This window comes from Actinacidiphila sp. bgisy167 (assembly GCF_057707665.1).
The window spans coordinates 18,561-40,461 of record NZ_JBYIQP010000014.1 but is presented as its reverse complement, the minus strand read 5'-3'; the positions used below and the strand labels follow the sequence as shown (position 1 = coordinate 40,461).

At 71.7% G+C, this 21,901-nt stretch carries 14 protein-coding genes; 9 read left to right on the top strand and 5 right to left on the bottom strand.

What is annotated here, in order from left to right; translation table 11 throughout:
* The first annotated feature begins 47 nt into the window (after positions 1-47).
* Both AC3ET4_RS08135 and AC3ET4_RS08130 read left to right on the top strand, forming a co-directional pair.
* Positions 48-1,559 (top strand): amino acid permease, encoded by a 1,512-nt coding sequence (locus AC3ET4_RS08135; protein WP_431947478.1) that lies wholly within the window; start codon positions 48-50, stop codon positions 1,557-1,559.
* A 37-nt stretch (positions 1,560-1,596) separates the two neighbouring features.
* The gene (locus tag AC3ET4_RS08130; protein WP_431947477.1) at positions 1,597-3,141 is read left to right on the top strand and encodes a glycosyltransferase family 39 protein; all 1,545 of its coding nucleotides are present in this window, start codon (positions 1,597-1,599) and stop codon (positions 3,139-3,141) included.
* An 88-nt stretch (positions 3,142-3,229) separates the two neighbouring features.
* Here AC3ET4_RS08130 and AC3ET4_RS08125 read toward each other — a convergent pair whose 3' ends face one another.
* Both AC3ET4_RS08125 and AC3ET4_RS08120 read right to left on the bottom strand, forming a co-directional pair.
* Complete coding sequence (locus tag AC3ET4_RS08125) at positions 3,230-4,546, bottom strand: MFS transporter (protein ID WP_431947475.1); 1,317 nt, start codon at positions 4,544-4,546, stop codon at positions 3,230-3,232.
* Positions 4,547-5,000: 454 nt separating this feature from the next.
* The gene (locus tag AC3ET4_RS08120; protein WP_431947473.1) at positions 5,001-5,408 is read right to left on the bottom strand and encodes an NTP pyrophosphohydrolase; all 408 of its coding nucleotides are present in this window, start codon (positions 5,406-5,408) and stop codon (positions 5,001-5,003) included.
* Positions 5,409-5,548: 140 nt separating this feature from the next.
* Here AC3ET4_RS08120 and AC3ET4_RS08115 point away from each other — a divergent pair, with 140 nt between their 5' ends.
* From AC3ET4_RS08115 to AC3ET4_RS08105, 3 genes are all read left to right on the top strand, one after another.
* On the top strand, positions 5,549-6,286 hold the full coding sequence (locus tag AC3ET4_RS08115) for a DsbA family protein (RefSeq protein ID WP_431947471.1): 738 nt from the start codon (positions 5,549-5,551) through the stop codon (positions 6,284-6,286).
* Between the two features lie 89 nt (positions 6,287-6,375).
* Complete coding sequence (locus AC3ET4_RS08110; RefSeq protein WP_431947469.1) at positions 6,376-7,647, top strand: peptidoglycan-binding protein; 1,272 nt, start codon at positions 6,376-6,378, stop codon at positions 7,645-7,647.
* Complete coding sequence (locus AC3ET4_RS08105) at positions 7,644-8,600, top strand: SPFH domain-containing protein (RefSeq protein WP_431947467.1); 957 nt, start codon at positions 7,644-7,646, stop codon at positions 8,598-8,600. The genes AC3ET4_RS08110 and AC3ET4_RS08105 overlap by 4 nt, the downstream gene beginning before the upstream one ends.
* A 3-nt stretch (positions 8,601-8,603) precedes the next feature.
* Here the strand turns inward: AC3ET4_RS08105 and AC3ET4_RS08100 are convergent, their stop codons facing one another.
* The gene (locus AC3ET4_RS08100) at positions 8,604-9,686 is read right to left on the bottom strand and encodes an LCP family protein (RefSeq protein WP_431947465.1); all 1,083 of its coding nucleotides are present in this window, start codon (positions 9,684-9,686) and stop codon (positions 8,604-8,606) included.
* A gap of 173 nt (positions 9,687-9,859) precedes the next feature.
* Between AC3ET4_RS08100 and AC3ET4_RS08095 the strand changes: the two genes are divergently transcribed.
* The 3 genes from AC3ET4_RS08095 to AC3ET4_RS08085 all read left to right on the top strand — a co-directional run bounded on the left by AC3ET4_RS08095 (position 9,860) and on the right by AC3ET4_RS08085 (position 16,310).
* Positions 9,860-10,993 carry a PLL family lectin gene (locus AC3ET4_RS08095; protein WP_431947463.1) on the top strand — a complete coding sequence of 378 codons (1,134 nt, stop codon included), beginning with the start codon at positions 9,860-9,862 and terminating at the stop codon, positions 10,991-10,993.
* Positions 10,994-11,286: 293 nt separating this feature from the next.
* Positions 11,287-14,991, top strand: coding sequence for a bifunctional glycosyltransferase/CDP-glycerol:glycerophosphate glycerophosphotransferase (locus AC3ET4_RS08090; protein ID WP_431947461.1), 3,705 nt, complete (start codon positions 11,287-11,289; stop codon positions 14,989-14,991).
* A 119-nt stretch (positions 14,992-15,110) separates the two neighbouring features.
* Complete coding sequence (locus tag AC3ET4_RS08085) at positions 15,111-16,310, top strand: hypothetical protein (RefSeq protein ID WP_431947459.1); 1,200 nt, start codon at positions 15,111-15,113, stop codon at positions 16,308-16,310.
* Positions 16,311-16,391: 81 nt separating this feature from the next.
* Here the strand turns inward: AC3ET4_RS08085 and AC3ET4_RS08080 are convergent, their stop codons facing one another.
* Positions 16,392-18,521, bottom strand: coding sequence for a 3-hydroxyacyl-CoA dehydrogenase NAD-binding domain-containing protein (locus AC3ET4_RS08080; protein WP_431947457.1), 2,130 nt, complete (start codon positions 18,519-18,521; stop codon positions 16,392-16,394).
* On the bottom strand, positions 18,518-19,738 hold the full coding sequence (locus AC3ET4_RS08075; protein ID WP_431947455.1) for a thiolase family protein: 1,221 nt from the start codon (positions 19,736-19,738) through the stop codon (positions 18,518-18,520). Before AC3ET4_RS08075 ends, AC3ET4_RS08080 begins: the two co-directional genes overlap by 4 nt.
* Before the next feature lie 537 nt (positions 19,739-20,275).
* On the opposite strand from AC3ET4_RS08075, the gene AC3ET4_RS08070 reads away from it, so the two are divergent.
* Positions 20,276-21,580: a DUF4241 domain-containing protein gene (locus AC3ET4_RS08070; RefSeq protein WP_431947453.1), complete on the top strand. Its 1,305-nt coding sequence runs from the start codon at positions 20,276-20,278 to the stop codon at positions 21,578-21,580.
* Positions 21,581-21,901 lie beyond the last annotated feature (321 nt).

The window sequence follows — 21,901 nt, the reverse complement described above, 5'->3', positions numbered from 1 at the left end:
CGCATCCGCGAGTGCTGTGATGCAGGAACAACTGTGGAGGTGCGCCGGTGGACGTGGGCGGTAACGCTGCAAAGGGTCGAAGCGGGTTCTTTCGGGCCAAATCAGTCGAAGACTCCCTGAAGGACACCGAGGAGCCGGAGCACGCGCTCAAGAAGTCGCTGTCCGCTCTCGACCTCACCGTCTTCGGTGTCGGTGTCATCATCGGCACCGGCATCTTCGTCCTCACGGGCAAGGTGGCGAAGGAGAGCGCGGGCCCGGCGGTCGCCCTGTCCTTCGTCGCCGCCGGCGTGGTCTGCGCGCTCGCCGCCCTGTGCTACGCGGAGTTCGCCTCCACCGTGCCGGTGGCCGGGTCCGCGTACACCTTCTCCTTCGCGACCCTCGGCGAACTGCCCGCCTGGATCATCGGGTGGGACCTCGTGCTCGAACTGGCGCTGGGCTGCGCCGTGGTCGCCGTCGGATGGTCCGGGTACATGCGCTCGATCCTGGACAACTGGGGCTGGCACCTGCCGTCCGCGCTGTCCGGCGGCACGCAGGACGGCTTCCACTTCGACCTGCTGGCCTTCCTGCTGGTGGCCGCGCTCACCGCCATCCTGGTCGCCGGGATGAAGCTCTCGGCCCGCGTCACCTCCGTGGTCGTCGCCATCAAGCTGGCCGTGGTGCTGATCGTGATCATCGTGGGCTCCTTCTTCATCAAGGGCAGCAACTACGCGCCGTTCGTCCCGCCCGCCGTCTCGTCCGAGGGCGCGGCGGCCGGCATCGACGCCCCGCTCATCCAGCTGATCTCCGGCTTCACGCCCTCCCAGTTCGGCGTCATGGGCATCTTCACCGCGGCGGCCGTGGTCTTCTTCGCCTACATCGGCTTCGACATCGTCGCCACCGCCGCGGAGGAGACCAGGAACCCGCAGCGGGACGTGCCGCGCGGCATCCTCGGCTCGCTGCTGATCTGCACCGTGCTGTACGTCGCCGTCTCCATCGTCGTCACCGGCATGCAGCACTACAGCCGGCTGTCGGTGGACGCGCCGCTGGCCGACGCCTTCAAGGCAGTCGGCCACCCCTTCTGGGCGGGCCTGATCGCCTTCGGCGCGGTGGTGGGCCTGACGACGGTCTGCATGATCCTGCTGCTCGGGCAGAGCCGGGTCTTCTTCGCGATGAGCCGCGACGGTCTGCTGCCGCGCTTCTTCTCCCGGGTCCACCCCACGCGGGGCACGCCGTACCGCTCGACCATCCTGCTCGGCGGCATCGTCGCGATCGTCGCGGGCTTCACCTCCATCGAGGAACTGGCCGAGCTGGTGAACATCGGCACCCTGTTCGCCTTCGTCGTCGTCGCCATCGGCGTCGTGGTGCTGCGCCGCACCCGTCCCGATCTGCCGCGCTCCTTCCGTACCCCGTTCGTGCCATGGCTCCCCGCGGTGTCGGTGCTCGCCACGCTGTGGCTGATGCTCAACCTGCCGGCCGAGACCTGGCTGCGGTTCGCCGTCTGGATGGTCCTCGGCTTCATCCTCTACTTCCTGTACGGCTACCGGCACAGCAGGCTCCAGGGGCCGGCCCGGCAGGGGTGAGCTGACGCACGCCGAGGGCGCCCGGTACGTTGGGCGCGTGCCGACCCGCCCCGAGACCGCCCGCGCCGCCGTGCCCGCGTTCCCGGGACGGCGGGCGAGCGCGGCCCCGTCCCCGGCGCCCTCGGGACCCCGCTGGTCCTCGTGGACCGTGCTGCTCCCGCTGCTGACCCTCGTGGCGGCTCTGGTGCATCTGCCCTCCTTCCTCCGCCCGGTCTGGAACCCCGACGAGGGGTTCCTGGCGACCCAGGCGCGGGTGCTGGCCTCCGGCGGTGTGCTCTACGAGACGGTCGTGGACCGCAAGCCACCGTTCGTGCCCTGGCTCTACCAGGGGGCCTTCGCCCTCTTCGGCGACGGCTCGCTGTGGCCCCTGCGGGTGGCGGCGGTCGCCGCGCACGTGGTGACGGCAGCGCTCCTCGTCGCCCTCGCCCGGCGCCGCTGGGGCGACCGGTGGGGCGCCGCCGCAGGCTTCGGCTATCTGCTGCTGTCGGTGGGTCTGGCGCCCGAGGACACCCAGGCGGCCATCTTCGAGGTCTTCACCCTGCCGTGGACGGTCGCCGCCGTGCTCTGCGCCGACCGCGGGCGCTGGGGCGCCGCCGGGGTGGCGGTGGCGGGGGCGGCGCTGACCAAGCAGACCGGCGCCGCGGTGCTCCTCCCGGTGCTGTGGATGCTGTGGCAGGCCCGGCGGGGGAGTGCGGCAGCGCCCGCCCGGGCGCCGGCGGGCGCCGGTGCGTGGGCCCGGCTGGCGGCGGGATGCGCGCTGCCCGTGACGGCCGTGGCCCTGGCGACCGGTGCGGGGCGCTTCGTCTTCTGGACCGTCACCGGCTCCGGCGCCTACCTCTCGCCCGAGGGCGCGTGGCTGCTCGCGGCCGGGCGGGGGCTCGGCAACGCCGCGATCCTCGCGGCGGCCGGGGCGGGGCTCGTGCTGCCGGCCGCCTGGCTCGCCGCGCGCCGGCGGTCCGGCGCCGGGGCCGAGCTGTGGCTCTGGCTCGCCGCGTCCGCCGTCGCCGTTTTGGCGGGCTTCCAGTTCTACGGGCACTACTACCTGCAGGCGCTGCCCCCGCTCACACTCGTCGGGGTGGCGGCGCTGCGCCGGCTGCCCGCGCGCGGCATGGCCCGCAGGGCCGCTGTGGCCTGGACGGTGCTGGCGGCAGCCGTCTTCACCGGCTGGGGCTTCGCCGCGCCGCGCGCCGAACTCGACCATGCCCGCGCGGTCGCGGAAGCGGTCCGCGCCCGCACCGGCGCCGGGGAGACCGTCCTGGTCTGGGGCATGCACCCGGAGCAGTACTGGCTCTCCGGGCGCGCACCGGCCGGCCGTTTCCTCACCGCGGGGTTCCTCACCAATTTCAGCGGCGGCCGCGGTGGGACCCGGGTCGGCGAGGAGTACGCCGTGCCGGGCGCCTGGGCGGACTTCCGCAGGGAGTTCTCCGCCGCGCCGCCGACCGTCGTCGTCGACGATTCCCGGGGCGCCCCCTACGGCGCGGCGTATGTGCCGGGCCTGCGCCGTCTGCTGGACCGGGGCGGTTACGAGCCCGTGGCCACCGTCGACGGCGCGGTGCTGTACGCGCGGCCGGAGCAGCGGTAGTCAGGCGCGCGCCGACCGCGGTCGGGGGTCGGCGGCGCGGTTCGTCGCCGCATCGGTGCGTACGATCCGCATCTCCGGAGGGATGCGGTCAGGCCGTCACCTCGGTGGTCCCGACGTCCGCGCGGGGCGGTGGGTCCAAGGCCCCGCTGCCCCGGGCCACCCTGGTGAATGCGAGAACCACGCATGGTGCCGCGACCAGGGCCGACAGCAGGAAGATCCCGCGCGGGCTCCACCACAGGACGGCCAGCGAGGCGGTGACGAAGCCGAGGACGTTGGCGAAGCTGTCCACCATCGTGTCGATGCCTTCGACCTGCCCGAGGTAGGCGGCCGGGATCCTGCTCATGTAGAGCGAGCTGACGGCGACGTTGTAGGGCGCGTTGGACAGGGCGCTGACGGCGACGCCGACGCCCAGTACGTAGACGTTCGGAGCGATGCCCATGACCACCTGGGCCACACAGAGCCCCAGCATGGACAGGGCCATGATCCTGCCGAGGTGGGTGGATCGGGCCAGCACGGTCACCGCGAGGGCCGCCACCACGGCGACGGCGCCGTTGAGCGAGTAGAGGTAGCCGAGCGAGGACGGGCCCAGGGCCAGGCTCCGGGTGATCAGGAAGATCAGCCCGTAGTTGGTGCAGGCGGTCAGGAAGGCCACGCCGTACGAGGCGAGCAGCAGGGAGCGGATCGGCGGGCTCCGCAGGATGATCCGGGTGCCGTCGACGAAGGCCGCCCAGGGCTTCGTGTCCGGCGTCCCGTCTCCATCGCCGTCGTCGACGGCGCCGTCCCCATCGGCGCCCGCGGCGGCCCCGGCCGGGGCGGCGGTCAGCTTCCGGCGCAGGACCCACAGGATGACTGCCGACACGGCGAAGGTGGCACTGTCGATGAGGAAGGCGCGACCGGCCCCGCCGAACGCCAGCGTCACCGCGGCCAGCGAGGGCCCGGCGATCTGCATCACCCACTGGCCGGTCTCCATCAGGCCGTTGGCGCGCGGCAGCCGGTCCTGCGGTACGAGCCTGGGCAGGAGCGCGAAGGAGGACGAGGAGAAGAACACCCCGATGCCGTTGCCCGACGCGACCAGCACGAGCGCCCACGCGGCGTTCCCCGTGGCGGCGCACCCGGCAAGGCCGAGGCCGACGGCGATGCGGACGAGATCCGCCACCACGAGCACGGAGTACTTGTCGTAGCGGTCCGCGATGACACCGGACACCCCGCCGAGCAGCATCCCGGGCAGAGTGGCGAGCAGTACGACGAGCAGCCGGGCACCGATCGAGCCGGAGGTCGTTTCGAACAGCCAGACGTTGACGGCCAGAAGCCGGAAGGAGTCGCCGAGCATCGAGACGGCGAAGGACGCGTAGAACAGCCCGAAGGCGCGGGGCATCCGTGTCGCGCCGGGAGCTTCCGTCGTCATGTTCTCTCTCGCTGCCTTCGGCCGATCCTCTTCTGTTCCGGAGCCGCGCCGCGAGCGGCGCATCCGGCGGGCCATTGCTCGGGGTCAGGGGCCCAGGCGACGTCGCCGACGTCGGACGGGCGGCCGGGGCATGGGCGGTACCGCGACCCGGTCCGCGACTGCGGCGACCACGGCACGGTCCGTCCGCCGATCCCCCGTTTCGTGAGACTCACCGATCAACTCCTGAACCCGGCGTGTCAGTTCTACCTCCCCGCTGTCCGCCGGCGACAGCGAATAAGAGGCCGCGCGGACAGGCGGGGTGGAGCAAGGAGCGGGTCGAGGGCCGAGTCCGGCACGGCGGAGAAGGAGGACGCGGAGCTGCGGCGACCGACAACGCGGCCAGGAGAGAGCCATCGACCCGCGACGCCGGCCCGCCTGTCCGCGCGGCCTCCGAGAGCGGCTGGGGCGGGGTGCGTCAGGCGCGTACCGAGCGAGGCCCGGTGACTGCCGCGCCGTGGGCGGTGACCCTGCGGCGCAGTTCGCGGTCGGCCGTCACGACCAGGCACAGCCGCTGCGGATCGCGGTCCGCGACGAGCTGCGCGATCAGGTCGTCGCCGCTGCCCGCCGCCGCCTCGACCCGCACTCCGGGGGCGGGCGCCACGCCCCGGGCCGCGCCCTCCACCACGAGAACGATGTCGAGCGGCGCGCGCCGGGCCCACTCGGGCACGTCCGCCCGCTCGGGCAGCCCGGTCCGCGCCAGCGCTGCCAGGGCGTCCCGCACACGCTCCGTCGCCCCCTGCCGGTCCCGCCACCATCCGTCGGGCACGGACCCCACGGTGTTGGCGGCGTCGACCACCACCAGGGGCGCTGTCCCACCGTCCATCGGCGCACCGTCCACCGGCCCACCCTCCCACAACGGCCCTCGGGCGGCTCGGGCGACCGGCGAGGGGACTGCTGCCCCGCTCCCGCCGGTGATCCGTACCCCCCACGGGGCGTGCGTGTACGCGATGGTAGAAAGTCCCGGTGAAACAGACGAAGTCCAAGCGCTGGCGGTCCTATGCCGGGACGGTGATCGTCCTGGGCGTGGTGTTCGGGGGTTCCGCCGTCCTCGGGGCCCATGTACGCAGTGAGAAGCAGCACGAGGTCAAGGCACCGGCCGGGGCCTCCGGCGAGGAACAGCTGGCGGTGCCGGTGCGGCCGACGAAGCTGCCGGTGACCCTGACCGTGTACGAGGACCTGCGCAGCCCGGAGTCGAAGGCCTTCGCCTCCGAGTACGCGGACACCCTCGCCAAGCTGGTCGCCACCGGGCAGGTGCAGATCGACTACCGTCTGGTGACGCCCACCGACGCCGCCGACGGCGGCGCCGGCTCCCTGGCCGCGGCCAACGCTGCCGCCTGTGCGCAGGACGTGGGCCGGTTCCAGGAGTTCGTCGCGCAGGTGTGGGACGCGCAGCCCGCCGACCCCCAGGACGACCCCTTCACCAGGGTCACGTTCCTCAAGGACCTGGCGAAGAAGGCGGGGGACGTGGACGAGACGCACTTCGTCCCCTGCGTCCAGGGCGGGGACCACGACGGTTGGGTGCGGCGCTCCCAGGAGGAGTTCGCCGCGGCCGGATTCACCTCCGTGCCGGTCGTGCAGGTGAACGGCGAGACGGTCACCGACCCCGCGGGCGGTGCGCCGGATCTCACGCCCGAGCAGCTGACGCGGCTGGTCGACAAGGCTGTCGCCGAGGTCGTGGAGAACACCACCGCGACCGGCTGACCACACCACCCGCTGTCATTCCGTCAGATTGACTGGAAAATCGGGTAATAAGGGCATGTGGCACTCGATCGCGAGGAGTGGTGGTGCACATGTCCACGCCGGTGTTCGACGAGGTCGGGCCGCAGCCGGGCTGCGTCTGTGAGGACTGCGCACGGCGGCGGCTGATCCGGGCGGCGACCCGCGCCACGTCCCCGTGCGCGCCACCGGCCGCGGTCCCCGCCGCGCTGGTCCTCCTGGCCACGGGGGGTGCCGCCGTCATGGCGCCCGCCGCGGTGGCCGCCCCGGCGCAGGACGCCGGCCAGGCCGCGCCCGCCGGTCGGACCCAACAGGCGCGGCCGGACCTGGCCGGCGCCACGGCCCCGCTGCGGCTGACCCGCGACCAGGTCATCCAGCGGGCCCGGCGCTGGGTCGACGCGGGCGTCCCGTACGACATGGGCCGCCGCTGGCGGGACGGCTACCGGCAGGACTGCTCGGGATTCGTCTCCATGGCCTGGGGCCTGGGCAGCAGCCAGTGGACCGGTACCCTGCCGCGCTACGCCGAACGGATCGGCCGCGACGAGCTCGAACCGGGCGACATCCTGCTCTTCCACAACCCCCGCGACCCCGTGGACGGCTCCCACGTCACGATCTTCGGGGGCTGGGCGAACGCCGCGCACACCCGCTACGTGGCCTACGAGCAGACCCGGCCGCGGGCCCGCGTGCGCACGACGCCGTACGCCTACTGGGACCACTCCAAGCGCTATGTCCCCTACCGCTACAAGTACCTGCGCGGCGAGGGCCCAGGCGACCTCTACGACGACCTCTACGGGGAGCTCGCCGGCGACCTCGGCCTCGGCGACCTGGCCTCCGGGGGCTACCCGGGCAGCTGGTCCTTCGGGCCCGGCGCCACCAACGGCTATGTCACCCGGCTCGGCACGATGCTGCGGCAGCGCGGCGCGGGCGCCTACTACGCCGACGGTCCCGGGCCCCGCTGGAGCGACGCCGACCGCCGCGCCACCCGGGCCTTCCAGCGCGCCCAGGGCTGGGAGGGCGACCAGGCCGACGGCTTCCCGGGTCCCCTGACGTGGCGTTACCTGATCCAGGGCGCGGGGTCCGACATCGGCGGCAGCCGCCCGGCGGCGCCCCCGGCCTACCCGGGCATCGACGCCTTCAGGCCCGGCCGGTCGAGCCCGCATGTGCTCGCGCTGGGACGGCGGCTGGCTGCTAAGGGCTTCGGCCGGTTCTACGCGATGGGCCCCGGTCCCCGCTGGGGTGAGGCCGACCGGCGCGCGGTGGAGGCCTTCCAGCGGTCACTGGGCTGGTCGGGAAGCCAGGCGGACGGCTACCCGGGCCCCGGGACGTGGAGGCGGCTGTTCTCGTGACGATCACCGCTCAGGGGAGCCCGGCCGAACTCCCCGCCCCCGCCCAGGCCCCCGCCGTGGACGCGGCCCCCGGCCCGGCCGCCGCGGCGCCGCTGCCCGAGATCGCCGAGCGTCCGGGGCGCTGCCTGCCCGGCGGCGTCGCCGTGCTCACGGCCCTGGCGGTCGCCGCCGGCACGGCCGCGCTCCTGCTGGGCCCCGCCGGGTCGTCGCCCGTCCTGCGCGGCAGCGCCGCGGCCTTCCTCGCGGCGGTCGCCGCCCTGACCGCGCTCGGCCTGGTCCGAGGCCGTCCCGGCGCCGTCTGGCTGCTGTCCCGGCACGGCGCCTACCGCGGCACCGTCCGCCGCACCGGGCTGCTGTGGATCAGCCCGCTGCTCCTCCGCCGGCGGGTCGACACCAGCCTGCGCCACTGGCGCAGCAGCCCCATCGAGGCCACCGACGCCAAGGGCATCCCGCTCCGGACGACGGTCCTGGTGGTGTGGCGGGTCCGGGACACCGCCCGGGCCGCCTTCACCGTCCACGACCATGTCCGCTACCTGCGCGAGCAGGTCGAGGCCGCGGTCGCGCGGTGTGTGTCCCGGCTGCCCGCCGACGACTTCCACGGCCCGGGTCCCACGCTGCGCGACGCCGACCGCCTCGCCGACGACCTCACCCGGAGCCTCGTCGAGGACCTGCGGCCGGTCGGGGTCGAGGTGTTCTCCGCCCGGCCCGTCCGCGTCGACTACGCCCCCGCCGTGGCCGCGGCCATGCGCCGCGCCCAACTCGCCGCACTGGACGCCCGTCACCGCCGGGCCGCCCTGGACGACGCCCTCACCGCCGTCGGCGAGACCGTGCGGGGTCTCCTCGACCGCGGCCTGGTCGACCTCGAAGACTACGAACGCAAGGCGCTGGTACGGGATCTGACGGTCGCCTACTGCACCGCGCGGGCCGTGGAGGGGCCGCCGCCCGCCGGGTGAGCCTCAGTTGGAGGTCGTGGACTCCAGCACCGACCGGGGGACAGCGGTGTCCTCCCGGATCGCCTTCCACAGCCGGGACGCCTGCGGCTCGGCGGCCACCACGCGGTTGGGGTCGACCTTGTCGTAGGCCACCGGCAGCATGACCGTGCGCAGGTGGTCCGGGTCGAGCCCCTGCAGGCTGCGCCCGAAGTCGGCCAGCTTCCGCAGGGAGCCCAGACCGGAGTCGGTCGTCAGGGAGCGGGTGGCCGAGTCGGCGACGCGGTAGGCCTTGGCGGGGCTGCCGAGCAGGTTCTGCCGCTTGACCTCGTCGAGGGTAGCCAGCAGGAACTGCTGCTGCAGCCCGATGCGGCCGAGGTCGCTGCCGTCGCCGATGCCGTGGCGGGTGCGGACGAAGGCGAGCGACTCGGTGCCGTCGAGGCGGTGCGTGCCGGCCTCCAGGTCCAGGCCGCTGGACGTGTCGTGGATGGTCTTGTCGAGGGTGATTGTGACCCCGCCGAGGGAGTCCACGAGATCCTGGAAGCCGGCGAAGTCCACCTCGACGTAGTGGTCGATCCTGACGCCCGAGATCCGCTCGACGGTCTTCACCACGCAGGCCGGGCCGGCCAAGGTGTAGACCGAGTTGAACATCACGCGCCTCGCGGACGGCAGCGGGCTCCCGTCGCGGGCGGTGCACTCGGGACGTGTGATCAGGGTGTCCCGCGGGATGCTCACCGCGACGGCGCTCGTGCGGCCCTCGGGGATGTGGAGGACCATGGCCGTGTCCGAGCGGGCGGTGCCGCCGGTGTCGCCGCCCGCCAGGCCCTTGTTGGCGCCCGAGCGGGAGTCGGAGCCGAGCACCAGGATGTCCATGGCGCCGGTGGCGAGCTTCTCGGGGCGGTCCGGCCCGAGTTCCTGTTCCAGGTCGATGCTGCTGAGGTTGGAGTCCAGGCGCTGGTAGGCCCACCAGGCGCCGCCCCCGGTGAGCAGGATCAGGGCCAGGAGCGTCCATATGACGACCCTGCGGATCCGCCGGCCGCGGGACCCGCCCGCCTTCGCGGCCGGGGCGGCCGGGACGGTCTCGTGAACGGTGTCGGTGGCGTGCGGCATTGCGTGCGAAGTCCTCCGTGGTGCGCGGTCCCGGGAACCGGTCGCGACGCCGGGCGCCGCAGCCCTCCCTCTCGTGGCCGAGATCCGCGGAAGTGTAGCCCGCGTGCATATCATGAGAAGAATCGGGTGTTCTGATGGCGAACAACCAACGGGGCCGAGGGGGGCCGCACGTCATGAGGGGTGGAGCGGCACGCGCCGCGCGACGTCGGCCGGCGGCCCGGCGGGCGGCCGGCCCCTCGGGCGCCGCGGACACCGGGGAAGCGGCGACCGGCGCGGCCGCCGGAACCTGGCTGGTGCGCGGCGCCGACGGCAGGCTCACCGCCTACGCCCCCGGCCGGGACGGCCTGCTCCGGTGGACGCAGACCGCACCGGGCGGCGACGAGTGGACGGGTCCGCGCTTCTTCCCGGCCGCCGGTCTCACGGATCTGTCGGTGGTTCGGGGCCCCCAGGGATTCGTGCACTTCGTGGGCCGCCGCGAACGTCCGCTGCCCGACGGCGGGGTGACGGTGGACGTGGCCTACGCGCTGCAGTACCAGACGGGGCGCCCACTGACGGAGTGGGTGTCGGTGGGCAACCCGCACAAGGACCCGGGGCTGGCCGTGCGGCTGGGCGCGCCGGCGGCCGCCGTCGACGCCGCGGGCACGGTGCACGTCTTCGTGCGTACCGCTGACGGCGGCGTCATGCTCCGGCGCGAGGGCAGGGGCGGCGCCTGGGAACCCTGGCGGGACCTGCGCGGTCACGGTGTCCGTGACGGGCTCTGTCCCGTCGTCTCGCCGGACGGCCGCATCGAGTTGCTGGCGCCCACCGCCACCTCGGCCCTGTATTGGACCCAGTCGGAGGCCGGCGGGGCACTGCGGCGCTCCCTCGACATGATCCCGGCACCGGCGCCGGGATCGCTCACCGCGCTCGTGACCGCTCCGGACAGGCTCACCTACCTCTGGACCGATGCGGCGGGCTCCGGCCTCGTCGCCCACCGACTGGGGGGCTGGGTCGTCCCGCTGGGCGGCAGCCCGGCCGCCGACACGGGCAACGCGGTGCTGCGTACGGTGCTGGACGGCCAGGACTGCATGGTGGTGGCCCACCGGGGACGGGACGGGAGCGCGATGGTCGCGGTCTGCCGTACGGAGGCCGAGGCCTCCGGGACGTGGTGGGTCGACACCGGCGTGCCCTGTCTCGGGACGCCTTCCCTGGCCACCGACGCCCAGGGACGTGTCGTGCTCGCCCTGCTGGGTCCCGACGGAGGGCTCCGGGTGGCACGGCAACGCGAGGAACCCGGCCTCACTCTGGCCGCGTGGGCGCGCGTCTGAGGCGGCGGTCGAGCCCGGGGGCGCCAACACGGCCCGCCCCCATGTCGGACATACCGCCTGGAATCGCAGGTCAAGCCTTGACCGTATCCAGGACATGAGATTGTGTTCACCCCGTGAGGGTTTCCTGTTAAACCATCGCGATGCCACGGGGGAGACCCGCGGACCCGCTCGCTCATCAGGCGTGGACGCGGCATTCGGGGCGGGGTTCGGCACGTCCGGCGTCTGGTGCCGGACCGTGCGAGTTGCTTGAGTGGGAGTGATGGGTGCCTGTGCGCCGGCGGCTGAGTGTTGTCGTGCCCTTCCAGGACGTCGAGATCTATCTCGAGGAATGCCTGGAGTCGATCGCCCGGCAGACTTTCGGGGATCTCGAAGTGATCCTCGTCGACGACGGATCGACTGACGCGTCGACGGAGATCGCCCGGGACTTCTGTGCCCGTGACTCCCGCTTCCGGCTGATTCGCCAGGAGCCGCACGGTCCCGGTCACGCCCGGAACGTCGGCATCCGCGCCACCCACCCAGGCGCCGAGTTCCTCGCTTTCGTCGACGGGGACGACGTCATCCCCGAGCACGCCTACGAAGTGCTGGTGCGCACGCTCGAGAAGTCCGGTTCGGACTTCGTGTCGGGAAACGTGCAGATGATGAACTCCAGCACGAAATGGCAGTCCCCGCTGCACCGAGGGCCGATGCAGGCCAATCGCCGCGGCACGCACATCACGAAGTTCGACGCCCTCATCTACGACCGCACGGTGTGGAACAAGGTGTTCCGGCGGTCGTTCTGGGACCACCACCGCATCGCGTTCCCCGAGGGCGTCCTGTACGAGGACTCCTGGGTCAACATGTTCGCCCACTTCAGGGCGGAGAAGGTCGATGTCGTCACGGACGTCGTGTACTTCTGGCGTCGGCGGGAAGGCGGGGCGGCCCCGTCGATCACGCAGCGCCATACGGAGATCGGCAACCTCCGGGACCGTGTGTCCGCGGTGCAGTCGGTGAGCCGATTCCTTGCCGGGCACCAGTCGCGGGAGTTCGATCTCCACAAGCGCACGTACGACCTCGCCTGCCTCAAGTCCGACCTGATGCTGCACCTCAAGGTGCTGCCCGACGCCGATGAGGAGTACAGGGACGCCTTCGTCAACTGGGCCAACCTGTTCCTGGACGAGGCCGATCCGACCATCATCCAGGAACTGCCGGCCGACGCGCGGGTCAAGTGGCTGCTGGTGCGCGAGCGAAAGCTCGACGAGCTCCTCGACGTCATCGAGTTCGAGCGCAAGGGCGGCCCGATGCCGGTGCGCCGCCGCGTCCACCGCTATCTGAACTACCCGTACCTGGGCGACCGTTCGGTGGGGCTCGACAAGAGCGCCTACCGCCTGGACAAGGAGCTGTCGCTGCACGGTTCCGTCCGCGGCGTGCGCTGGGACGAAGACGACCTCGTCATCGACGGCTCCGCCTACATACGCTTCATCAACGTGCACAAACGGCATATGTCGGTCAAGGTCATAGCGCTCCGCCACAAGAAGCAGGGCCGCCTGCTGGTCACGGCCGCGAAGACCACGTTCGATCCGCAGGCCACCGAGCAGTCCAACCAGAGCCGCTACTGCTACGACTGGTCGGGCTTCGAGGCACGGATCGACACCACCCGGCTGAAGAAGAAGGGGAAGTGGGTCGAGGGCACCTGGGACGTGGCCGCCGGGGTCCTCAGCCGCGGTCTGTTCCGCTACCGGGGCCTCACGCGCGGCACCGCCGGTACCGCCGCCAACCCGCCGTACCGCTATGTCGACAAGAACGTCCGGCTGGTCCCCGTCTTCCTGCAGGACAAGCTGAAGCTCCGGGTGGAGATCGTCCGCTGCCGCATCACCCGGCACCGGGTCGACGGCGACCACCTGGTGATCGGCGGCGTGTACCTGGGGCCCCGGGTACCGGACTGGGGCCTGTTCGGAGTGACCAGCATGGGCGGCTCGGGGCACCACGAGTCGCGGGTGGTCTTCACCCCGGGAGGCGAGGGCTGGTGCAGCTTCGTCACCCGCATCCCGCTGGACAGCCTCGTGCCCCGCTCCCGCTCGCAGGACGACAGCGCGATCCCGCAGAGCTGGAGCATGGGCAGCAACGGGTGGAAGACCACCCTGCGGGTGGAAGGCCGGAACGCGACCCTCTACCCCGTCATGGCCGAGGGCGTCGAGGACGGGCGCCACCCGATGCCGCACCGCCTGCAGACCCCGGAGGGTGACCGGGAGGTCTTCGTCCACCGCAACGGAGCCGGATACCTGGTGCTCTTCGAGCGCGCCATGCTCCCGACGGTCACGGACGTCAACTGGTGGGCGGACGGATCGCTGGAGATCGTCGGCCGGTACCCGGCGGTGGACCGCCTCTCCTCCATCGAGTTCGCCTCCGCGCACCTGGTGGCCCGCTCCCGAGCCCACGGTGCCGAGCGCGTCGTCCCGCTCGTCTGGAGCGGTCACGGGTTCCGTTCCGTCCTCACCCCGGCAGCGATGCGCACCCTGGCGGGCGACATACCGCTCGCCTCCGGACGCTGGGACTTCTTCCTCAGACGGCAGGACCCCTCCGTCGTCCCGGCGGAGGAGCGCTCCGAGGACCTCATGGTGAAGATCGAACAGGGGCTCATCGGCGGGCTCCCCCGCTCGCACACCGAGAACGACCGGACGTACGAACTGCAGGCGGAGGGGTACGACCGGCTGTCGCTGCTGGTGCACTCGGCGATGCCGGACGCTGCCCGCGGCCCGTACCGGCAGAAGCTCCTGCGCACCAGGACCTATCCCGCCGCCCGGCGCAAACCCGTCCGTCCGGCCGTGCTGTTCGACGCCTTCAAGGGGACCCAGTACTCGGACAGCCCCCGTGCCGTGCACGAGGAGATGGTGCGGCGCGGCGTCGGCCTCGAGGCCCTGTGGGCGGTCCGCGACGACCAGGTCGCGCTGCCGTCCACGGCCCGCCCGGTCCGGATGTGGTCGCCCGAGTGGTACGAGGCGCTGGCCACCTGCCGGTACATCGTCGCCAACAACCACCTTCCCGACTGGTTCGAGAAGCGCGACGGCCAGGTGGTCGTCCAGACCTGGCACGGCACCCCGCTCAAGCGCATCGGCCACGACATCGAGGCCGTCCACTTCGCGGACCGCCGCTACCTGGAGCGGGTGGAGAAGGAGGTGCGCAACTGGGACATGCTGGTGTCGCCCAACAGCTTCAGCACGCCCATCCTCCAGCGCGCCTTCCGTTTCCCCGGGGAGATGGTCGAGTCCGGGTACCCGCGCAACGACGTCCTGCGCCGATCCGATTCCGGAGAGCGCGCGGCCGCGGTGCGCCGGCGGATCGGGCTGCCCGACGGCAAGCGCGTCATCCTGTACGCGCCGACCTGGCGCGACGACCAGTTCTACGCACCCGGGAAGTACAAGTTCGACTTCCGCGTCGACCTGGACGACGCCCGTGCGCGACTCGGCCACGACCACGTCCTGCTGGTGCGCCGCCACCCCAACGTCGTGGACCCGGTGCCGCGGGCGGGGGACGGCTTCGTGTTCGACGTGTCCGACTACCCGGACATGGCGGACCTCTCTCTGATCACCGACGTGATGATCACCGATTACTCGTCGCTGATGTTCGACTTCGTGAACACCGGCCGGCCGATCCTCTTCTTCACCTACGACCTCGAGCACTACCGTGACACGCTGCGCGGTTTCTACTTCGACTTCGAGCAGTGCGCTCCCGGACCGCTGGTCTACACCTCCCGGGAACTGATCGACGCGATCAGCGACATCGACCTGGTCCAGAAGGCCTACACCGAGCGGTACCGCTGGTTCCAGGAGGAGTTCTGCGACCTGGACGACGGATACGCCTCGGTGCGGCTCACGGACCGCATCCTCGCGGCAGGCGGTGACTCCCCGCAGTCTCCGGCCCCTTGGGCGCCACCGGCCCCGGCGCGTCGCATGGGGACGCAGGGCGTCGGGAACAAGGCGCCCGAAGGCGCCGCAGGAAGCGAATACGAAGTCACGACCTGACCCCGCCGAACGACGGACGGAACCCCCGAGGGGCGTGCCCCCCGGCACGGTTCCGCCTCACCGACCGTGCGCGGGACGTCTCGTGTCGCGTCGTTGATCCAGGGAGAATGATCTCGCGCATGGCGAAGGAAGCATCGGGAGGACGTCCTACGTTCAGAGGCATCGAAGCCTCCGGGGCGTTCCCCGTCGAGTACCGGTTCGCTCACGCGAAGAACGGGAACCGCCACCTGGTGGTGGTGTTCGCGAACTTCTCGGCACCGCTCGACTACGGCTGGTCCAACGGGGTCTTCGACGGGCTGCGCGCGAACATCCTGTGGATTCGCGACCGGTTCGAGGGGATGAACAGCTACTACCTCTGCAAGGGCATGGATTTCGGGCTGGAGCAGTCCGTGGCCACCCTGGTGTGGAAGGTGATGGAGGCACTTGACCTGACACCGGACCAGTGCACCTTGTGGGGTGGCTCGAAGGGCGGGAGCGCGGCCCTCTACTTCGGTCTGAAATACGGATTCCGGAACGTCGTGTCCATGGTGCCGCAGTTCCTGGTCGGCTCCTACGTGGAGCGGTACCACCCGAAGGTCGCCCGGTTCATGATGGGTGAGGTGTCGGAGCAGAACGTGCGGATCCTCGACTCCGCCCTTCCCAACCTCGTTCGCGCCGGCGCCAACCGCGGTGCCAACCTCTACCTGCTCTCCTCCCGGCAGGACGCGCAGTACGAGGAGCAGATCGCCCCCTTCCTCGACCTGTTCCAGGACTACGAGAACGTCAACTTCATCTACAGCGACTCCCCGCTCATCGCCGATCACACGGAAGTGACCAGGCGGAACGTCCCTCCTCTCATGGGAATCGCCCACCTCCTGGTCGACGGGATCGCCCCGCGCATCGGATTCGTGCAGAACGGATTCGAGGAGCCCCGCCGCGACAGGTCCGCGATCGACTCCTACCTCGAGGCCACATCGGTTCGGCAGGGCCAGGCGATCGCGGCGCCGGTCGTCGTGACTCCGGTCGACGGCCGGCAGGTGCCCGCAGGCGCCGTGCGGATCTCGGGGACCGCCCCCGGCGCCGTCCGTGTCAGCCTGTGGGAGAACGGCCGGTACCTGGGCTCGGGTGCGGTCGGCACCGAGGGCACGTGGTCGTGGGAACCCGACCGGCCGTGGAGCGAGGGCACGCACCTGGTCAAGGTCTTCGCCGTGGACGCCCGGGGCTACGAGTCCGCACGGACCCAGGTCGCCATCTCCGTCACGCAGGAGCCGGCGGCGTCCGTGTTCCCAGCGCCCACGGACCGTGAGCTGCACGACGGAGTCGCCCGCTTCACGGGGTGACGCACCCTGAACGCCAGCGAGGGCCGTACGGGATCACTTCCTCCGTACGGCCCTCCCTTCACAGCACTGCGGCAGTCGGCGTCACGCCGGCACGCTCGCCATGCCCGGAGGCAGGAACCGCTTGCCGTTCACCCGCTCCGAGACGCCCTCGCGGTCCAGGTACGGCGTGATGCCGCCCAGGTGGAAGGGCCAGCCCGCACCGGTGATCAGGCTGAGGTCGATGTCCTGCGCCTCGGCGACGACGCCGTCCTCCAGCATGATGCCGATCTCCCGCGTCACCGCGTCCAGGACGCGGTCGCGCACCTGCTGCTCCGTCAGGACGGTGTCGCCCTGCACCAGGAGCGCGGCGACCTCGGGGTCCAGTTCCGGTGTGCCGGAATCGTAGACGTAGAAGCCGCGCTTGCCCGCCTCGACGACGGCCGCGAGGTTCGGGGAGACCGTGAAGCGGTCCGGGAAGGCGGCGTGCAGCGTCTGGGAGACGTGCAGACCGATCGCCGGGCCGACCAGTTCCAGCAGCACCAGCGGGGACATCGGCAGGCCGAGCGGCTCGATGGCCTTCTCGGCGGTCTCGATCGGGGTGCCGTCGTCGATGATGTTCTGGATCTCGCCCATGAAGCGGGTGAGGATGCGGTTGACCACGAACGCGGGGGCGTCCTTGGTCAGCACCGCGGTCTTCTTCAACTTCTTCGCCACGGCGAACGCGGTGGCCAGCGCCGCGTCGTCGGTCTCCGCGCCGCGCACGATCTCCAGCAGCGGCAGCACCGCCACCGGGTTGAAGAAGTGGAAGCCGACGACCCGCTCCGGGTGCTCCAGCTTGGAGGCCATCTCGCTGACCGAGAGGGAGGAGGTGTTGGTGGCCAGGATCGTCTCCGGCTTCACCACCGCCTCGACTTCGGCGAAGACCTGCTGCTTGACGCCGATCTCCTCGAAGACCGCCTCGATGACGAAGTCCGCGTCGCCGAAGGCGGCGTCCTTGTCGAGCGAGCCGGAGACCAGGCCCTTCAGACGGTTCGCCTTGTCGCGGTTGACGCGGCCCTTGAGGAGCAGCTTGTCGATCTCGCCGTGGACATAGCCGACGCCCTTGTCCACCCGCTCCTGGTCGATGTCGGTGAGCACCACCGGCACCTCCAGACGGCGCGCGAAGAGCAGCGCGAGCTGCGAGGCCATCAGACCGGCGCCGACCACGCCCACCTTCGTGACCGGACGCGCCAGGCTCTTGTCCGGCGCGCCGGCCGGGCGCTTGGCGCGCTTCTGCACCAGGTTGAAGGCGTAGACACCGGCGCGCAGCTCACCGCCCATCATGAGGTCCGCCAGCGCCTCGTCCTCGGCGGCGAAGCCGGCCGACAGGTCGCCGTCCTTGGCGGCGGCGATGATGTCCAGCGCCCGGTACGCCGCCGGAGCGGCGCGGTGCACCTTGGAGTCGGCGAAGGCGCGGCCCTTGGCGACGGCCTCGTCCCACGCCGCCCCGCGGTCCATGTCGGGGCGGACGACCTGGATCTGGCCCTTGAGGACGGCTGCGGTCCACGAGAGCGACTGCTCGAGGAAGTCCGCGCCGTCGAACAGGGCGTCGGCGATCCCGAGGTCGTAGACCTGGCCGCCCTTCAACTGCCTGTTCTGGTTGAGCGAGTTCTCGATGATGACGCTCACCGCGCGCTCGGCGCCGATGAGGTTCGGCAGCAGGGTGCAGCCGCCCCAGCCGGGGACCAGGCCCAGGAAGACCTCGGGAAGCGAGAACGCCGGGATCGCCGACGAGACGGTGCGGTACGTGCAGTGCAGCCCGACCTCGACGCCGCCGCCCATGGCCGCGCCGTTGTAGTACGCGAAGGTCGGGACCCCGAGCGACCGCAGACGGCGGAAGACGTCGTGGCCGCCCCTGCCGATGGCCAGCGCGTCGTCACGGCGCTTCAGCAGCTCGATGCCCTTGAGGTCGGCGCCGACCGCGAAGATGAACGGCTTGCCGGTGATGCCGACGCCGACGACGGCGCCGTCCGCGGCCTCCTTCTCGACCTGGTCGAGGGCGGTGTTGAGGTTCGCCAGCGACTGCGGGCCGAAGGTGGTCGGCTTGGTGTGGTCCAGGCCGTTGTCCAGGGTGATGAGCGCGAAGCGCCCGGCGCCCAGCGGAAGGTCGAGGTGGCGCACGTGCGCCTGCGTCACGACCTCGTCCGGGAAGAGCTCGGCCGCTCCCTTGAGGAGCTCGGCGGTGGTGGTCACTTGCTGCCTCCGTCGAAGTGCGGGTTCTCCCAGATCACGGTGCCGCCCATACCGAAGCCGACGCACATGGTGGTCAGGCCGTAGCGGACGTGCGGCTGCTGCTCGAACTGACGGGCCAGCTGCGTCATCAGGCGCACGCCGGAGGATGCCAGCGGGTGGCCGAAGGCGATGGCGCCGCCGTACTGGTTCACGCGCGGGTCGTCGTCGGCGATGCCGTAGTGGTCCAGGAAGGCCAGCACCTGCACGGCGAAGGCCTCGTTGATCTCGAACAGGCCGACGTCGGAGATGGACAGGCCCGCCTTGGCGAGCGCCTTCTCGGTCGCCGGGATGGGGCCGAAGCCCATGACCTCGGGTTCGACGCCCACGAAGGAGTACGAGACCAGCCGCATCCGCACCGGCAGGCCCAGCTCCTCGGCGACGTCCTCGGCCGCGATGAGGGAGGCGGTGGCGCCGTCGTTGAGGCCCGCCGAGTTGCCCGCGGTGACCCGCCCGTGGGCGCGGAACGGGGTCTTGAGGGCCGCCAGGCCCTCCAGCGTGGTACCCGGGCGCATCGGCTCGTCCGCGGTGGCCAGGCCCCAGCCGGTCTCTCCGGCCTCGGGGGAGGTGCGGCGCACCGAGACGGGCACCAGGTCCTGCTGGATCGTGCCGTCGGCGTACGCCTTCGCCGCCTTCTCCTGGCTGCGGACGGCGTACTCGTCGGCCCGCCGCCTGGTCAGGTGCGGGAAGCGGTCGTGCAGGTTCTCCGCCGTCATCCCCATGAACAGGGCGGACTCGTCGACCAGTTTCTCGGACACGAAGCGCGGGTTCGGGTCCACGCCCTCGCCCATCGGGTGCCGGCCCATGTGCTCCACGCCGCCCGCGAGCGCCAGGTCGTACGCGCCGAAGGCGATGCCGCCGGCGACGCTGGTGACCGCGGTCATCGCGCCCGCGCACATGCGGTCGATGGAGAAACCGGGCACCGACGTGGGAAGTCCCGCCAGGATCGCGGCCGTACGGCCCAGGGTCAGCCCCTGGTCGCCGATCTGGGTGGTGGCGGCGACGGCGACCTCGTCGATGCGCTCCGGGGGGAGCGACGGGTTGCGCCGCAGCAGCTCCCGGATGGACTTGATGACCAGGTCGTCGGCACGGGTCTCGTGGTAGATGCCCTTCGGGCCCGCCTTGCCGAACGGGGTGCGGACGCCGTCGACGAAGACGACGTCCCTAGCGGTACGAGGCACGTTGGCTCTCCTCAAGGTGCGGGTTCGCTTGCCGCGGGCAGGAAATGGCGGCTCCGCGCACCATGCTACTCGTGGGTAACCGATGTGCCCAGTGCGGGTGCGCGGCGTCACACGTTCGGTCGCCCCCGGGGTTCTCGCGTGCGGCCGTTCGTGCTGTTGGATGTGTTCCCCGCTCTTCCGCCTCACCCCCTACCCCGGCCTCCGGCCGGGGCGCCCCCTACCCGGCCCCGGTCTCCTGTCCCGGATCCACGGTGCGAAGCAGCCGCCACGCTCTGACGGTGACCCCGTTGCTTCGCACCTGGCCATTTCGTTAGGCCGAACGCCCGTGTCTGAGCCGTCCATGACAGAGTGGTGCTGGCGGCTCAACGGATCACGCTGGCAAGCCACTCGCTGAGCGGGTCATGGACCGGATCACCGGCACGACCGTCTGGGCGCCGGAGCTGGCCCGCCGCCCGCCCAGTGGGGCCGTTCTCACAGGCAGCGGCTACCTTGCAGCTCGGCACAGAACCAAGGCAGGTTGCAGGAAGCGGAGCGGCAATGGTCGTCGAGGTGGGGTACGCGCAGGCGTGGAACCTGGAGGCTTGTGCGCCCTGGCGGCCGATATCCGCCGAGGAGGCCCGGGAGCGGGATGCCGCCGGGCTTCCGTACGTGGTGGTGTACCGGGAGCCGGACCGGGAGGTTCCGCTGGAAGTCCGGCTCGTCTCCTGGCGGGACCACTACGTCGGGCTGTGGGTCTACGACGCCCAGGGCCGCCGCACCTACGACCTGGACATGCGGCTGCTGGACGATCCGTCGCGGCTGCTGCGCCGGTACTCTGTCGGCTGGTACTACACAGGCCCAGAGATGGCGGAGTTCGACAACGCGTGCCCACGCATCGCCGTGGACCTCTTCCCGGACGGGAGGGGCCGACGGACGGAGGAGCGGCAGGGGCAGGGCGGGGGCTCCTCCGCCACCTCGCCCGGACTCCTGGACGCCGAGCGCTGGATGGACCGCCCCGCCTTCGGGGAGTGGCCGCTGCTCTCGGCCCAGGTACACGGGCTCATTGAGCCGCCGGCCTTCGAGGCGGCTGAGGTGGCCGAGGCAGCCGAGCCAGGTGGCGGAGACGCCCCCGCTACCTGCTGGCGTCCGCCACGCCCCGCGCAGCCCGGGCCGATCAACGAGTTGTTCCGGCCCGGGGTGCGCGTGACCGACGGGTACCACCCCGAGATGACCGTCGTGGAGCCGCGCCGGGTCGGCACCCTGCGCGTACCCAGCGGGCTGCTGGCCGTCTCCGGCCCGGACCTCGACCACGGCGACGGGCCGCGCATTACGGTCCCCGTCCCGCCCGGGGAGTACGTACTCGACGAGGCGCGGGTCCGCTTCAGCTACCACTGCGAGTGGCGGGACGCCGAGGTCACGACTACGGATCCCACGGCCGTCCGCCTGCTCGTCAGCGAGACCCCCGCAGCGACCTGGGAGATGGCCCTCGGCCCGGATGACGATCCGCGGCTGTTCATCGAGCAGCAGATAGTCGGCTTCGACACCGACGGCGCCACCGGCTGCTTCGCCGACGCCGGGGCCTGGGAGCCGCTCATCGCACTCTTCGAGCGGGGGCTGATCCGGGGGGAGTCGGACCTGGACGGGTACGAGGACATCGACGACGGCTCCATGTTCACGCTGCGCACCTGGGACGAGGCTTCCGGCGGCGAGCTCATGTCCTTCGCGACGACCGGGGACGGTACCTACCCGGTGTGGGTCGGCCGTTCCGAGGCCGGTGAGGTAATCGGTGTCGTGGTGCTGGTGGAGGGGATGCCCGAGCTGCTCCCGGAGCGGGACGGAACCCCCACCGATGCGGCCGTGTAGGCAGGGGCCCGCCTGCGGCCGCAGTCGCCAGCCTGGTTGTAGCTGGTGACGATCTCGGCAGCACGGTTCACAACGCTCGGCGCCTGGAGTCCGGGGTACATGTACCCATCAGGTCAGCGGCGGGTGCCTCCCGAATTGGTGAGCATCGACTGGCCGCCTTCGGGGTGCCTCCCGCGCTCATCGACAGACAACTCCCGTTCTCGTGGACAAAGCCAAGAAACCCGTCGCTAGCCGGAGATCGCCGGGCAGGGCCGCCGTAAGGGCCCCGAGCCTTCGAAAACGCCTTCAGAGACCCGGCTGGTCGACAACCTGCGACCACCG

Bases quoted from the DNA above. Each gene is read 5' to 3' on its own strand.
- AC3ET4_RS08125 (WP_431947475.1), bottom strand. From the start codon at position 4,546: ATGACGACGGAAGCTCCCGGCGCGACACGGATGCCCCGCGCCTTCGGG.
- AC3ET4_RS08110 (WP_431947469.1), top strand. From the start codon at position 6,376: ATGTCCACGCCGGTGTTCGACGAGGTCGGGCCGCAGCCGGGCTGCGTC.
- AC3ET4_RS08120 (WP_431947473.1), bottom strand. From the start codon at position 5,408: ATGGACGGTGGGACAGCGCCCCTGGTGGTGGTCGACGCCGCCAACACC.
- AC3ET4_RS08100 (WP_431947465.1), bottom strand. From the start codon at position 9,686: ATGCCGCACGCCACCGACACCGTTCACGAGACCGTCCCGGCCGCCCCG.
- AC3ET4_RS08085 (WP_431947459.1), top strand. From the start codon at position 15,111: ATGGCGAAGGAAGCATCGGGAGGACGTCCTACGTTCAGAGGCATCGAA.
- AC3ET4_RS08070 (WP_431947453.1), top strand. From the start codon at position 20,276: ATGGTCGTCGAGGTGGGGTACGCGCAGGCGTGGAACCTGGAGGCTTGT.
- AC3ET4_RS08095 (WP_431947463.1), top strand. From the start codon at position 9,860: ATGAGGGGTGGAGCGGCACGCGCCGCGCGACGTCGGCCGGCGGCCCGG.